This window comes from Halalkalibacter sp. HAAS-P013, assembly GCF_056619925.1.
On sequence record NZ_JBWQTU010000015.1, the window covers coordinates 1 to 13,932 of the forward strand.

A 13,932-nucleotide genomic window follows, 5' to 3' on the forward strand; every position below is an offset into this window, starting at 1 on the left:
TCTTTGAGAGTAAACGCATGCGCGTTCACTCTATTACCCGGTATTAGCACCGATTTCTCGGTGTTATCCCGATCTACAGGGCAGGTTGCCCACGTGTTACTCACCCGTCCGCCGCTAACATCATAAGAGCAAGCTCTTAATCAGTCCGCTCGACTTGCATGTATTAGGCACGCCGCCAGCGTTCGTCCTGAGCCAGGATCAAACTCTCCATAAAAGTGTTTGAGTTGTTACACGTTAGTGTGACAACATAGCTCATTTTATTTCAACCTATTATAATAGGATTTAATTGATGAGATTTGGTTTATTTCAAGAAATAAACTACTTCTCTTTTTCGCTTGGCTTTTGTTCAGTTTTCAAAGAACTACATCCGCACCACTTCATTAGCGACATAAACAAGGATACCACAATAATGAGTTCTGCGCAATATCTTTTAAATAAAATTCACTGCGACTTAGCAGCGACAAGTAATAATATATCAAGTCCACTCATTACACACAACCCTTTTTTAAGGGGAATCACTTGGTAATAAATGGTGCGGGTGAAGGGAGTCGAACCCCCACGTCATAAGACACTAGATCCTAAGTCTAGCGCGTCTGCCAATTCCGCCACACCCGCGTGTAAATGGTGCCGGCCAGAGGACTTGAACCCCCAACCTACTGATTACAAGTCAGTTGCTCTACCAATTGAGCTAGGCCGGCTTATGGTGGAGGATGACGGGATCGAACCGCCGACCCCCTGCTTGTAAGGCAGGTGCTCTCCCAGCTGAGCTAATCCTCCAATTTATGGTGACCCGTACGGGATTCGAACCCGTGTTACCGCCGTGAAAGGGCGGTGTCTTAACCGCTTGACCAACGGGCCAATCTATTAAATACATTTAAGTTATCGATGGCGGAGAAGGAGGGATTTGAACCCTCGCGCCGCGCAAACGACCTACACCCTTAGCAGGGGCGCCCCTTCAGCCACTTGGGTACTTCTCCATGGCTCCACAGGTAGGACTCGAACCTACGACCGATCGGTTAACAGCCGATTGCTCTACCACTGAGCTACTGTGGAATAAAATGGGCCTGAGTGGACTCGAACCACCGACCTCACGCTTATCAGGCGTGCGCTCTAACCAGCTGAGCTACAGGCCCACAGTAATTTAGTAAGAGCGGGTGATGAGAATCGAACTCACATCATCAGCTTGGAAGGCTGAGGTTTTACCACTAAACTACACCCGCATATTCAACTTATGGTCGGGAAGACAGGATTTGAACCTGCGACCCCCTGGTCCCAAACCAGGTGCTCTACCAAGCTGAGCCACTTCCCGTTATAAAATGGCGCGCCCTGAGAGATTCGAACTCCCGACCTTTTGATTCGTAGTCAAACACTCTATCCAGCTGAGCTAAGGGCGCTAAGTCTTCTGGTGCCGAGGGCCGGAATTGAACCGGCACGGTAGTCACCTACCGCAGGATTTTAAGTCCTGTGTGTCTGCCAATTCCACCACCCCGGCAAGGCAGACAGATAAAACATAAAGGCGGTACCCGGATTTGAACCGGGGATCAAGGTTTTGCAGACCCGTGCCTTACCACTTGGCTATACCGCCATTACAAGAGCGGAAGACGAGATTCGAACTCGCGACCCCCACCTTGGCAAGGTGGTGTTCTACCACTGAACTACTTCCGCATTGGCTGGGCTAGCAGGATTCGAACCTACGCATGACGGAATCAAAATCCGTTGCCTTACCGCTTGGCGATAGCCCAACAATTTATGATTTTAATGGGGCGACTGATGGGAATCGAACCCACGAATGCCGGAATCACAATCCGGTGCGTTAACCACTTCGCCACAATCGCCGTGCTGCAAAAAGTTTTTTATTGGCAGGGGCAGTAGGAATCGAACCCACACCGGAGGTTTTGGAGACCTCTGTTCTACCGTTAAACTATGCCCCTAAAATGGCGGTCCGGACGGGACTCGAACCCGCGACCTCCTGCGTGACAGGCAGGCATTCTAACCAACTGAACTACCGGACCATTTTGGTATTGCGGGGGACGGATTTGAACCGCCGACCTTCGGGTTATGAGCCCGACGAGCTACCAGACTGCTCCACCCCGCGTCGTTATCAAGAAAAATAATGAAGTTTAATCGAAGATGTTGTCTTCCCCTCTTCTTTTTACACTTTGTTGTGAATACGTCAGGACATGTCGTTTCACGCAACATCACGTCTAACATTTAATATACATGGCGGAGGAAGAGGGATTCGAACCCCCGCGCGGTTTAACCCGCCTGTCGGTTTTCAAGACCGATCCCTTCAGCCGGACTTGGGTATTCCTCCGCAATTGTATCACATGGACCCTGTAGGACTCGAACCTACGACCGATCGGTTATGAGCCGACTGCTCTAACCAACTGAGCTAAAGGTCCAAGATTGGTGGAGCCTAGCGGGATCGAACCGCTGACCTCCTGCGTGCAAGGCAGGCGCTCTCCCAGCTGAGCTAAGGCCCCAATTAGTTAACAATCAAGACTATATCACAAATTAAAATTCCACGCAACTTATTTTCCGTATCTTTCTCAGGGAAAATGTTGAACTAATTTCGTCATTTCAACATCTATCAAAACAACACAATAGTTGCAGCCAACTCATCTCAATGACACCATCGTAGCGACAAGAAATAATATAACATGTCTTACGATTCTACGCAACACATAATTTGGAATTAATTTTGCGATTAGGTTTATTAATTTACCACAAAGAAATTATAATTACAACATTTTCAAGTCAAAAAAAAAAAAAAAAAAACACCTAATAACGATTAAATACCCCACTTTACTTATAATAAGAAGATAAAAGGTCTAACTCAACCATACCTAATTTATCGATTATAATCCAAACAGACAATTGAAGTTCTAAATATTTAATTTAGCTAAAAAAAAAAGAAATTGTGTAATGATTGATGTTTATTAAGATTTTAGTGAGGATCAGCTAACACTCTACCGTGCCGTAACATAAAAGTAAAGGCTAGAACAATGAATTAGTATCAGATCACCTCGACCTTTTATTGACCATGTCTCTAACATCTTCAATAACAAAGCCAGGCTTTTCAAGAAAATCTTCTACTCCAAGTCTCTGTGCGGCTCTTTTCATATGAATGTTCCCATTACTAATAATACAAACTATTTTAGACAACACTTCTTCTTTATCTGCACTAAGAATTAAATCTATAAACATCTCCAATTGATAATCTAAATCAATTTCATAAAAGAACACATCTGGCTGAATGTCATGGTATGCAGATATTACAGCATTAGGATTTTCGATAGTATAAACATGTTCATATCCATCTTCAGAAATAATGGCTTCTACTAATACATTTAAACTACGATACTCTTGAAATACTAGTATTTTATTTGCTTTCATCTCGTTAAACCACCTATAATTTTTTGCTATATGATACAAGTAACAAGTTTATCGAACTGTTGCAGTAATTGTCTATTGCAGTCAAGACCCTTCTAAGCTTCTTTTCTCCCCTTTCAAGACAAGGTTACTCCTATCCAAACTCTATTATTTCCTTTTCAGTAAAAATCAAAAGGCACGCTCACCTACAGGCCTTTCTTTCAACAAATCCTACTGAATAAGCTTTTGTACTTCACTTATTTTCAATTTTGAAATGTGAGCAGATTGATGATAATCAGCAAAGTGAGCTATATAGGTCTTACCATACGTCTCAATACTTAGAACATGACTAAGGTTAACAAGATACGAACGATGGGTACGGAAGAAGGAGGAGTGATTTAATTCTTTTTCAATAGAGTCAAGAGACTCACTCGTCTCATAAACACCATTTTTAGTATGTATAGTCGTTTGTTTCCCTGTCTTCTCAATAAAGTAAATTACTTCTGTAGGAAGATAAAAGGTTGCACGACCTTTTTTTATAATAAGCTTATTCGTATCAAGCGCATTATTAACAGGGACATCCATCCGTTCTTCTTCCAAAGTAATTAAATTGACTGCTTTCTGGAGAGCTACATATAATCGCTGCTGAGTAATAGGCTTAACGACATAATCAATTGCCGATACAGCAAATGCCTCTACTGCATATTCTTCATATCCTGTTATAAAAATGACTTTAATATTAGGCTTGATTTGTATGCAGAGCTTACTCGCTTCAATACCATTTAACCTTGGCATGTTTATATCAACAAGGACAATATCTACCGTATTTTCTCGTTTCAAAATATATTCGAGTAAATCTTGACCGTCATGACCTTGGTAGACGACTTCCATGTTCGGCAAGCAGTTAATAAAGCGATTGATGATCTCTCTAGAATCTTTATGATCCTCAACAAGTGCTATTTTATATGTCCTCATAATAACCTCCACTCACCTTATTTTTAAGTATTGTAAAATGCTACAAAGAAAAGTCATAACAAAATACACCTAGTAAATCTATCCAACTCACAAATCTCCATTTACAAATTATTCATTTTCCTATTTTATATGTTATAGGAACTAGAGTTACTTTGAAACAAGAAAAGACTGGTATCTACGGAGGATGAAATATTTATGGATCGTACAGTATTTACATCTGTTGACTTAACTGAATCTTTTACTCTGCAAGAACTCACAAATAGTAGCGTGATAGAAAATGGCGCACATATCCTATATATGTTTAATGAATATTCATCATATATACAGAACGCCACCTCCTACATTATGGAGGGGCTCGATAAAGGGCACCGAATTGTTCTATTTGAAGATCAATCGTTTTTCGATCATGTAAACAATAACCTGATACAAGCAGGATATTCAGAAAATGCTCTAAAACAAATAACATACATTTGTCATACTAAACAGTACTCAACGAACAAGCAATTTCAAGCTGATCATAGCTATGAGAACCTTGTTAAACTCTTAAAACCGTCCGTTGAGCCAAAACGGACGACACGGATATGGGGACAAGTGTTGGCGCAAAACGCTCTCGTTTCTGAACTAAGAAAGTACGAATGCTCCTGTGATGAGTTTTTAAATAGTGAGAAAGTTATATCCGTTTGTGCATATAATGCACTTGTAACTCCTTCCTATATACAAAATGAAATGCTTAAAGTACACGGATATTTTATGGTCGATGAAACAGTTGAGAAATCTCCCTTTTACAATAGGAAGTATGTCGTAAATATCTCTCCTACCGAACAATCAAAACTACAAAAGATCGAAAAGGAAAACCAAGATTTAAAGAAGAGAAATCATCAATTAGTTAAGGAGCAAGCAAGTCAAAAAGAAAGAGAACAAGATCTTCGGATAGCAAAAAGAAATGCAGAAAAAGCAAACGCAATGAAAACGACGTTCCTATCTCAAATGAGTCATGACTTACGGACTCCACTGAACATCATTCAAGGCTACTCACAAATATCACTCTTAGAAACGAACGATCCACGTTTTCAGTCAAATATTCAAAAAATATATGATGCATCTAACAATTTATTAAATCTAATTGAAGAAATCCTGGACTTTTCTGCCATTGAGGCTGGAAAAGTAAGCATCAACAAAGAATACATTCATGTAAGAAGCTTTATTGACCAATGCATCAAATCTATTTTCGATATCAACCTTTCGAATCTCATTATTAAAGTAGACGATATCGACGACCATATGTACATTGAAGCTGATCGATTACGCTTAACTCAAGTACTAACTAATTTGATTACGAATGCGGTCAAATATACGCAAGCAAATGGTCACATATCTATATCTTTAGATCATGACAACGTTAAAGACCAAGTAACCATAAATGTAGAAGATACAGGGATTGGTATTCCTAGTAATGAACTTACGCTTATTTTTGACCCTTTTTACCGAAGCAAAACGACGATGAGCAAATGGAAAGGAACAGGGATTGGACTTGCTATTGTTGCGCAGCTTACCACGAAAATGCATGGTACGTACGGTGTCATAAGTAAAGAGGGAATCGGTTCAACCTTTTGGGTCTCATTTAAAGGATTTGTTACAAAAAAAGATGCAACAGATGTTTCTAAATCTCCTATCACCACAAACGTACTTCCTGCAACACCTAAAATGAAGATCCTTTATATTGAAGACAATCTAGATAACGTTGACTTAATGTCCTCAATGTTACACATTATTACAGAAGTCAAGCTATATAACGAAGCGACAGGTAAATCTGGGTATAATAAAGCAATTGAGGTTCAGCCTGAACTGATTCTATTAGATCTCCATTTACCAGATATGAATGGACTAGAGGTGTTAGACAATTTAAAATGTCACGCACTGACAAAATCGATTCCTGTAGTCGTTATTAGTGCCGAAGCGCTCGAGTCAACTATTGATCTATCATTAGAAAAAGGATGCCAAAGCTATTTAACAAAGCCCGTTCATTTAGAGAAGCTACGGGATTTGGTTTTGCGAAATAGTGGTTAAGATTAGACTTGTAAACTAACAAAAGGGTTGCCCATAAGTTTAAGAAAACTTTGTGAGCAACCCTTTGTAAGCTATTTACGGTCTTTATTATAGCAGTTTAAAGACATAAAACTGTTGTCCCCTGTTGTTTCATGTCTTTTTGCTAATTTCCCCCTTTCCCCTTCACGCCAAAAGTACAATCTACATCAAAAAAACCAATGTCGAACCGATTTCATCTATATGCATCTGATCCGCCCACAAAACAAAGTAATTGTAATTTGCTCCTTCAATTTTTATCGTCATTGGATACCTGACAATCAAAGCAGCTTGCCCTCTCATCTCAGCAGGTTGATCGTCCGATGGATAAATAAAACACGCTTCTTGATTTTGTATTTGTGTATGAACGATTCGAGGATCTGAACCATATGGGGCTAGTTGATGATATGCTTCGTTTTGACACACTTGATGAATCGGTTCCTCTGAAAATAACGCAGATACCTGGAAGAAACCATCTGGTCCTTCATATCGCTCAACATCTACTCTTTGCCAATCGGTTGGATATTGAAAATGAACCTTATAAATATTATTCATATATGTCTTTTTTGCAGAAGGAATTGGCGCAGGAGACCATTGGATCGATGCAATACTAGCCCCTTCTACTAGTTTAATAGGGACAGGGTGGAATACGTCGATTACCCACATTTCACTCGCCATCTCTTCGTTAGTACAACCTGAAAGATAGGCCACTTTCCTTCCATCTGGTGACCAAGTAACAGGTGTAGCAAAACAATTGGATATAGCTCGTGTTAGGTCGTCCTCCCCTCGCCTTCCCGATGTTCGAATAAGAGAGAAGTAGCCTCGATCCTCAAATGCCGTCGCACTGTAAGCAATGGTTAATGAATCAGGAGACCAAGATGGAAAATAGTTCTTCGCAAGTGGCCCTCCCCTTACTTCACTCATCCTGCCAGTTGCAAGGTCAACTGTAAAGATAATGGAGATGCTAACTCCTGGTGTCGTATATAGTGCATGCGTTCCATCATGGGAAAGACGAACATAATTGAGCCGACCACCCGTGTTTTCAGTAATTTGCCTTCTTCCTGTTCCATCCGTTCGTATTCGAAAAAGCTGACTGACCCCCGCTTGATCAGGCGCTTGAAAAAGTAGCTCCTCTCCACTTGGAAACCACTGAGCATCAGTCACACCAGGCTCAGCTATTCTTTCTGCTTGATGATTAATCACATCGTACAAAACAACCTCATTCTGCTTTGTATAAACGAGTATTTGACTATCTGGTGACCAATTTAATAAAACACTAGTCTCAACCTGATCGATTCGGGCAATTCCTGCTCCGAGCAAATCTACAACATAAATCACTCCACCTACTCCAACAAAAGCGATTTTCCGACTATCTGGTGACCAATAAGGTGTAGAAAACGTTGCCCCTATCCCGTTGGTAAGTTGTATACTCGCACCATCACGTGGATTATACAACCACAAATCGAATTCTCCCCCACGATTCGTTACATAAGCAATCATTCCCCGATCTCCGGGAGGCGCATACGGAATGATCAACCTCATCCCTGGAAACAAATCATAACTCGGGAGTTGATTCACTTGTCGTATTACTTCATAATTATTACGCCCTCCTGTAATTACATTAAATCGCCTAGCAATATGAAATAGAGTATCGCCGGGTTGAACAACATAATAGGGGTTACCAGGAGGAACTTTTATCAATTGACTAACTTGAATGTGATAAGGAGGAAGAAGACGGTTCGCTTCGATAATTACTTTTTGAGGAACACCGAAAAATTGCGAAATTGCAAAAACCGAACCCCCAGGCTTTACTCGAACCACATTCACCCCAGGAGGAACAGAAAGCTGCTGTCCCACATAAATCATATACGACGGACTAAGATTGTTTGCGGCAATCAGAGATGCAACCGGAAGCTCCCACCGCCTAGCAATATTATACAGTGTATCCCCAGGACGAACCGTGTAAAAAACTTGCATTATTACCCCCTCCGAATGAAAAAACTTTTTCAATTACTCAAGGAAAATAAGTTCAATTCATAGCGTATGCCTATATGCTATTCGCCTGAGCAACCAAAGATTCTTCCAAAAGATAAAAGTGCAACTTTATTATGTATCCCACGCTCTTAATCTCTTGAAAAAAACCACCTATAATAAAGTCTCGATACATAATATGTACATGACAAGGTAATAAAACTCCAGTACCGATTCCATTTTTTGTACTCTATTAGATCTGTGTATTTCTCTGTGAAGGTTTCTATTAAGGTAATTACACCACTATAACTAAAAACATAGATAGCCTTACTTATATAGCTTCTTTTTTCTGGATAATAGAGATTAAAAAGAATAGTGATCGCTGGATAAATAAAGAACTCAAAAGCAAAACTTGTTTTGTTTGATTTCTTAAAAAAAGAACGATATGGGTACTTAATTAATCCTTTCTCTACAACTAACAATCCAAAAAACCACGTCATAACCTGTTGAAATAAAAAGGACACATGAGCTTCCCTCATTTTATGACGAGGAACATATCTAAATATGAGAAACATTATAATCATGCATGATGCAGCAACTATTGAATCTTCTTTTTTTTTATTAAACATTTTATAAACATCCTCCTTTATGGGCATTACGAATGAAGCAGCTCTAGATTAAATTGTAAATGTTCAGAAGCGACTAGTCATATTATGACACAGATCGACAATAATATTTTGCGATTGCAAATAAAAAGGGTTCTCCCAAAAGGTGATTTGACCTTTTGAGAGAACCCCGAAGCAACGTACGGAGTCGCTACATCTTTTAAAATCCTTAGAGGAGTGGGTTTCTCCTCTCGAGGCAAGTAGCGAACCGAGCCATTGCCATCTGTTCCTGGCTTTTAAGAAAGCCCCTTAATCATTAATTGTTTTTTTCTCAAGATCTAAAATAGATGTGACACCATTAGTTAAACTTAATATCAGATGATGATTTAGCAACAAATTCACCGAATTGCTTTCCAATTAATTCATTACTCAGTAACGTTAAAACCTCCATCAGTTTAGATTGATCCTCCTTTGATATCCTATCAACCAGATGACAAATTTGTAAATCTGAGTTCGCAACATTATCATCTATAAAGTCTTTAACAACTTTTCGTCCTTCTTCTGTTAAAGCAACTTCTTTCGTTCGTGCATCATTTCCACTATTCACGACAACTAAACCTGATTCTTTTAATTTTATTAATTGCCTAAATATATTCGAGATGTTGGTTTGAGCTAAATAGGTAAGATCTGACATTCTTAAGTTTGAATCAAAATATAAAATCCAAAGAATACGAAAACCAGGAAACGTCAACTTTCTTTTTTCTACTTGTCTTCGTATGTCCTTTTCAATTTCAAAATTAAGCCCCCGTATCAGCGCAAATAGTGAATAACTATTTGCAAATTGTTCGTTCCCTTTGTTCATCTATCTCCCCCCTACCAGAAACGAGCATCCATAAAACGATCTAACAAATACAATTATTTCCAACACACTTCATTTTAAACTCTTAATAGTGTATAACGTGTTAGTATGAAAAGAAAAAACAGCCCAAAATGTTAGGCAATTTCCACTATTCATATTGACCCTAATCCTTCTATCCAACCGTGATCTCACGTAGATCCGCTATCTTTTCATTCAAATATTGTAAGTCTAACTCTTGACACACCTCTTTATTAAAACTTTTGTATAAATACCTGCTAAATTCCCAAATTTTCTTCTTCATAAGATCATCATTCTCTTCTGCTATCATAAAAAGCGCTTCATATGTAGCAAGCATAATAGATATATCGTCACGTCCATAATGACAAATTTGATAAAATGTTGCATACAACAGTTCATCTATTGTTATCTTAGGGGAAAACACTCTTACCCGCTTAGAATCCGAGTAAAGAATATAGCTGCCATCATGCTTGCATGCAGTGCCTAGAAGCTTACCTATATGTAGAATGCCATCTATCGCTGTATTAGGATCATTGATTCCTGGTGATAATGCTCGGAGTGTGACCTCGACAATTTTCTGGATACCGAAATCGACATCCTGCAAAATCGTTCGTTCATTTCCTAACTCAATGAACTTATGGATGTTTTCACTTGGCTTCTCCCCTTTATAATACAGATTAAACAATACTTTATTTGTTGTGACAAACGTCCCAATCGGTGGGATAATTTCAATTACAAGATCATGCTTCTTAGCTAGTTTATATAAATGGTTATACTCGATTAACTGAATATAACCAAACGTACGACTCTTCACTTCCTCAACCATGTAGTTCTCTAATAAGATATCAGGTTTTTCGTTAGTTAACGAAACGACTTGTCCTTTTACTTTTGATTTTAACCGCTCATGAGATGTTTTTAATGTCTGACGAGTTAGCTCGCTTATTAATTTATTAACTTGAATCGATGTTGCCACATGATGAATAAAATAGGCAAAAAAAGCTAAGCAAACAATGGAAATTAACACTCCAATTGTCCCAGCCATCACCTCATGCTCCAAATCTTCTCTCATAAAAAGTAACGCAAGAATGGAATACACGAATCCACCCATATAAACTCCAAGAACCCTCATAGTTACTTGATTTGTTACGAAATCAGAAAGCGTTCTCGGGGAAAACTGTAACGAATAGGTTGTTAATACAACCATAATGGTCGAAAACGTTATCGCAATCATCGTTAACAAAGCAGCGGCAAGAATTCCTAATATATTCTGAGCCAAATCAACACTAATCAATAAAGTCGGTGGTATCGCATTTTCTATTTTCTGACCATGAACCGTATCTAACCAAATAACGATTATTGCAAGTAAAGAAGCAACCAAACAATAGGCACTTGGGAGTAACCAAATGTTCTTTTTAACCTTCAAAATTAGGTAATAAAACAAAGCCTCCCACCTCCAGTATGATTATTTCCTTACTATATCCAAATTTTGAGCAGTTATTATAACCCCAAGTTAAAATAATCCATTATATTCCTAACAAAAAAACGCAATAGTTAGGAAATAAAAAGACGAAAGCTTGTCCTCTCGTTTTAATAACTAAGAAAAAATGGAGAATAAATCAACTTCTCTTTCATCAGAAACAATGATATACTAGTCTAGCGATGAGCTAATTTGCATAAGACGAGATTGATACGCCTTGTTAGGCAATGCACAATGTGGAGTGCTGTCTCTCGCAGCAATACGCACAAAGACGTCCTTTTGGGCGTTTTTTTGTTTTTTTAGTAACCTTTTCTTACTATCGCGCCACTATTTAGAAGTTCTTTACATTAACAAATAAAAACAATCCCAATCCTCTTTCAGAAAAATAGGGGGCAACCAATGATTGGTTGCCCCCTATAGTAAAATTCATAAAAAATTTATAAACATCCTATTCGCAAATATTATGTTTTTATAAGGTTCTTATTCACCAATGAAATAACATGACTTAATCGATCAAATCTCACCGGTTTGCTAAAAAGATACCCCTGAAAGATATCTCCCCCTATATTTTGCCAATCTGCAAATTGCTCTTCATCTTCAATCCCTTCAACAACGAGCTTAAATCCTAGGTTATGGGCCATCTGTCTAATTGGAATAATGACGTTTGTAAGTTTATTGTTTTTCATTAAACTTGTAATAAACCTTTTATCCAATTTAATATGATCAATTGGCAGGTCGACAAAGTCAGAAAAAGAAAAATACCCATTTCCAAAATCATCTAACGCAATTTTGTAACCTTTGTTTCGTAAAAATTGTAATTTTGTTTTTACATCTTCTCTTTTATAGATACTTATATTTTCTGTAATCTCGAAAAGAATTTGTGGTTGGCTTATACTTGCTTCCGTGATGATTTCTGAAATTATCTCTTCAAAATTTTCCATTAAAAGCTGATTTACCGATAAATTAACAGAAAAGAAAATTGGCTCATTTTTAGCTTCCATTTCCTTAATGCTCTGAACGACTTGCTTAATTACCCAAATAAAAATGTCATTAGCCAGTCCTATTTTCTCAGTTAATGGCAGAAATTCATCTGGACTGACCACACCTAGCTTGGAATGGTCCCACCGAATAAGAGTCTCAACACCTATTACTCTTCTTTCTTTCATACCTACTTGTGGTTGATATTCAATATAAAAGCTACCATCCCTTAAAGCATGCGGAAGATCAACTTCAATAACGACTTTTCGATAAGCGGACTCGTTAATATCCCCTTTATATAATTTGTACTTGTTCTTCCCTATCTCAAAAGCTTCATACATTTGAGATTTTGCTAACATCATCAAATCATCACTGTTCATATGATCATAAGGATATATACAAACGCCAATGCTCGTTTCTACTGTAAATTGATTGTTGCTATACGTATATGCTCCAGACAAAGTACCAATAATTCTTTCAACAATGAAGTTACATTCTTGTTCTGTCACATCTGTTAACAAGATCACTATATCAGTATCAGATAAAAATGAAGCAGTATCTATGTCCCTTATACTTGTTTTCAAACGTTCGGCTATCTGTTTTCGTAAAAAACTAAGAACATTCATTTCAACATGAGACTGAGACAATCTAACGTAACATACAGCTGTAGCTACTTTAAAACGATCACAGTAAGCCAAGTTCATATGTAATCGATCGTAAAGCAAATGTTCAGTTGGAAAACCTGTTACTTCATCTATTAATCCCAATTTATCTAAGGGGTTTTGCTTTTCCATTTAACCATCCCATTTTAGCAGCAAAGCGCTATTCGTTATTTACATTATAGATCTATGTAAACACTTTGTACCGGTACTGACAAGCATTTTTTTATAATCTAGCCACAAAAAAGACAGAAAAGTTTTGAAAGACCACTGAAAAAGTGAAAGTCACCTTTTTCAGTGCCCTCGGTTTGTCTGCCATCTTTTTAAGTAGTTTACATTAGTTCTCTTTTGTATTCACTTTCTTTCTCCTCGTTCTTTTCATTGCTTTTAAGAGGAAACCACCTTTGAATCTTCTCGGCTCATAAGAAATAATAAAGGCTTTCGGTTCATATTCTTCTATTAATAGAATGAGTTCATCTTCTCGACTTCTTTTCGTTAACAGTTCGAGTTGATAACGCTTACTATCTCTCCCTTCTCCCTCAAACACCGTAACTCCAAACCCTTCATTTCGTAGAAACGAAATCAACTCTTCATTTTTCCTTTCTAAATTAACAATCAAAGCCGTATAACCAATCGCTAATTTCCTTTCTACGTATGCACCCAGTAGGATTCCTATACCAAAACCAACTGCATAAACAATCATAGCGAGAGTAGACGGATTTCCAGATAGAACAATGGATAAGCCAAATACATAGACCAAACCTTCTAACACAGCAAGTTGCGCTGCAATAACACTCATTCCTTTCACGACAAAAATCGTTCTGAGTGTAAAGATGGGGACGTAAACCAACTGAAGTACTAAGATTAATAAAATCTCCTTCAAGCTCTCCCCCTCCTCTTGGCCATTATCAATACAAAGAAAATTAGACTTTCCTA

The 13,932-nt window shown here is 38.2% G+C and carries 9 protein-coding genes, 21 tRNA genes and 1 rRNA gene; 1 reads left to right on the forward strand and 30 read right to left on the reverse strand.

The genetic code is table 11. The features are described from left to right. The 24 genes from AC1FXP_RS18575 to AC1FXP_RS18690 form a co-directional block, all read right to left on the reverse strand. Positions 1-214: ribosomal RNA gene (locus AC1FXP_RS18575) — 16S ribosomal RNA — on the reverse strand; the annotation flags it as partial. 316 nt (positions 215-530) lie between these two features. Beyond that, positions 531-615 (reverse strand) — tRNA-Leu (locus AC1FXP_RS18580). A 7-nt stretch (positions 616-622) separates the two neighbouring features. Then, positions 623-698 (reverse strand) — tRNA-Thr (locus tag AC1FXP_RS18585). A 3-nt stretch (positions 699-701) separates the two neighbouring features. Further along, a tRNA-Val gene (locus AC1FXP_RS18590) sits at positions 702-777 on the reverse strand. 6 nt (positions 778-783) lie between these two features. Next, positions 784-858 (reverse strand) — tRNA-Glu (locus tag AC1FXP_RS18595). Positions 859-886: 28 nt separating this feature from the next. Next, positions 887-977: transfer RNA gene (locus tag AC1FXP_RS18600), tRNA-Ser, on the reverse strand. A gap of 1 nt (position 978) precedes the next feature. Beyond that, positions 979-1,053: transfer RNA gene (locus AC1FXP_RS18605), tRNA-Asn, on the reverse strand. A 6-nt stretch (positions 1,054-1,059) separates the two neighbouring features. Beyond that, positions 1,060-1,133 (reverse strand) — tRNA-Ile (locus AC1FXP_RS18610). Between the two features lie 16 nt (positions 1,134-1,149). Continuing rightward, positions 1,150-1,220: transfer RNA gene (locus tag AC1FXP_RS18615), tRNA-Gly, on the reverse strand. Positions 1,221-1,232: 12 nt separating this feature from the next. Continuing rightward, positions 1,233-1,309: transfer RNA gene (locus AC1FXP_RS18620), tRNA-Pro, on the reverse strand. A gap of 8 nt (positions 1,310-1,317) precedes the next feature. Then, positions 1,318-1,394, reverse strand: a tRNA-Arg gene (locus tag AC1FXP_RS18625). Between the two features lie 9 nt (positions 1,395-1,403). Beyond that, a tRNA-Leu gene (locus AC1FXP_RS18630) sits at positions 1,404-1,492 on the reverse strand. 22 nt (positions 1,493-1,514) lie between these two features. After that, positions 1,515-1,585, reverse strand: a tRNA-Cys gene (locus tag AC1FXP_RS18635). An 8-nt stretch (positions 1,586-1,593) separates the two neighbouring features. Further along, positions 1,594-1,665, reverse strand: a tRNA-Gly gene (locus AC1FXP_RS18640). A 2-nt stretch (positions 1,666-1,667) separates the two neighbouring features. Continuing rightward, positions 1,668-1,742, reverse strand: a tRNA-Gln gene (locus AC1FXP_RS18645). 17 nt (positions 1,743-1,759) lie between these two features. After that, a tRNA-His gene (locus AC1FXP_RS18650) sits at positions 1,760-1,835 on the reverse strand. A 22-nt stretch (positions 1,836-1,857) separates the two neighbouring features. Beyond that, positions 1,858-1,931: transfer RNA gene (locus tag AC1FXP_RS18655), tRNA-Trp, on the reverse strand. Positions 1,932-1,935: 4 nt separating this feature from the next. Then, positions 1,936-2,012: transfer RNA gene (locus tag AC1FXP_RS18660), tRNA-Asp, on the reverse strand. Between the two features lie 9 nt (positions 2,013-2,021). Beyond that, a tRNA-Met gene (locus AC1FXP_RS18665) sits at positions 2,022-2,095 on the reverse strand. A gap of 126 nt (positions 2,096-2,221) precedes the next feature. After that, positions 2,222-2,314, reverse strand: a tRNA-Ser gene (locus AC1FXP_RS18670). A gap of 14 nt (positions 2,315-2,328) precedes the next feature. Beyond that, positions 2,329-2,402, reverse strand: a tRNA-Ile gene (locus AC1FXP_RS18675). Positions 2,403-2,407: 5 nt separating this feature from the next. After that, positions 2,408-2,483: transfer RNA gene (locus AC1FXP_RS18680), tRNA-Ala, on the reverse strand. Positions 2,484-3,021: 538 nt separating this feature from the next. Continuing rightward, entirely contained in the window at positions 3,022-3,396 is a 375-nt protein-coding gene (locus AC1FXP_RS18685) for a hypothetical protein (protein ID WP_480063498.1), read from the reverse strand. A gap of 207 nt (positions 3,397-3,603) precedes the next feature. Continuing rightward, the gene (locus AC1FXP_RS18690) at positions 3,604-4,347 is read right to left on the reverse strand and encodes a LytR/AlgR family response regulator transcription factor (RefSeq protein ID WP_480063499.1); all 744 of its coding nucleotides are present in this window, start codon (positions 4,345-4,347) and stop codon (positions 3,604-3,606) included. Positions 4,348-4,542: 195 nt separating this feature from the next. Here AC1FXP_RS18690 and AC1FXP_RS18695 point away from each other — a divergent pair, with 195 nt between their 5' ends. Continuing rightward, on the forward strand, positions 4,543-6,414 hold the full coding sequence (locus AC1FXP_RS18695; protein ID WP_480063500.1) for an ATP-binding protein: 1,872 nt from the start codon (positions 4,543-4,545) through the stop codon (positions 6,412-6,414). Positions 6,415-6,594: 180 nt separating this feature from the next. Here AC1FXP_RS18695 and AC1FXP_RS18700 read toward each other — a convergent pair whose 3' ends face one another. The 6 genes from AC1FXP_RS18700 to AC1FXP_RS18725 all read right to left on the reverse strand — a co-directional run bounded on the left by AC1FXP_RS18700 (position 6,595) and on the right by AC1FXP_RS18725 (position 13,879). After that, positions 6,595-8,406: a LysM peptidoglycan-binding domain-containing protein gene (locus AC1FXP_RS18700; RefSeq protein WP_480063501.1), complete on the reverse strand. Its 1,812-nt coding sequence runs from the start codon at positions 8,404-8,406 to the stop codon at positions 6,595-6,597. Between the two features lie 146 nt (positions 8,407-8,552). Beyond that, positions 8,553-9,056, reverse strand: a complete 504-nt coding sequence (locus AC1FXP_RS18705) for a CBO0543 family protein (RefSeq protein ID WP_480063502.1) — start codon at positions 9,054-9,056, stop codon at positions 8,553-8,555. A gap of 307 nt (positions 9,057-9,363) precedes the next feature. Further along, the gene (locus tag AC1FXP_RS18710) at positions 9,364-9,867 is read right to left on the reverse strand and encodes a MarR family winged helix-turn-helix transcriptional regulator (protein ID WP_480063503.1); all 504 of its coding nucleotides are present in this window, start codon (positions 9,865-9,867) and stop codon (positions 9,364-9,366) included. Positions 9,868-10,036: 169 nt separating this feature from the next. Then, complete coding sequence (locus AC1FXP_RS18715) at positions 10,037-11,323, reverse strand: DUF2254 domain-containing protein (protein ID WP_480063504.1); 1,287 nt, start codon at positions 11,321-11,323, stop codon at positions 10,037-10,039. Between the two features lie 497 nt (positions 11,324-11,820). After that, positions 11,821-13,131, reverse strand: a complete 1,311-nt coding sequence (locus tag AC1FXP_RS18720; RefSeq protein ID WP_480063506.1) for a putative bifunctional diguanylate cyclase/phosphodiesterase — start codon at positions 13,129-13,131, stop codon at positions 11,821-11,823. A gap of 202 nt (positions 13,132-13,333) precedes the next feature. Then, positions 13,334-13,879, reverse strand: a complete 546-nt coding sequence (locus tag AC1FXP_RS18725) for a DUF2179 domain-containing protein (RefSeq protein WP_480063508.1) — start codon at positions 13,877-13,879, stop codon at positions 13,334-13,336. Positions 13,880-13,932: the final 53 nt, after the last annotated feature.

Coding starts and splice junctions, on each gene's coding strand:
- AC1FXP_RS18685 (WP_480063498.1), bottom strand. CDS start 3,396: ATGAAAGCAAATAAAATACTAGTATTTCAAGAGTATCGTAGTTTAAAT.
- AC1FXP_RS18690 (WP_480063499.1), bottom strand. CDS start 4,347: ATGAGGACATATAAAATAGCACTTGTTGAGGATCATAAAGATTCTAGA.
- AC1FXP_RS18695 (WP_480063500.1), top strand. CDS start 4,543: ATGGATCGTACAGTATTTACATCTGTTGACTTAACTGAATCTTTTACT.
- AC1FXP_RS18700 (WP_480063501.1), bottom strand. CDS start 8,406: ATGCAAGTTTTTTACACGGTTCGTCCTGGGGATACACTGTATAATATT.
- AC1FXP_RS18705 (WP_480063502.1), bottom strand. CDS start 9,056: ATGCCCATAAAGGAGGATGTTTATAAAATGTTTAATAAAAAAAAAGAA.
- AC1FXP_RS18710 (WP_480063503.1), bottom strand. CDS start 9,867: ATGAACAAAGGGAACGAACAATTTGCAAATAGTTATTCACTATTTGCG.
- AC1FXP_RS18720 (WP_480063506.1), bottom strand. CDS start 13,131: ATGGAAAAGCAAAACCCCTTAGATAAATTGGGATTAATAGATGAAGTA.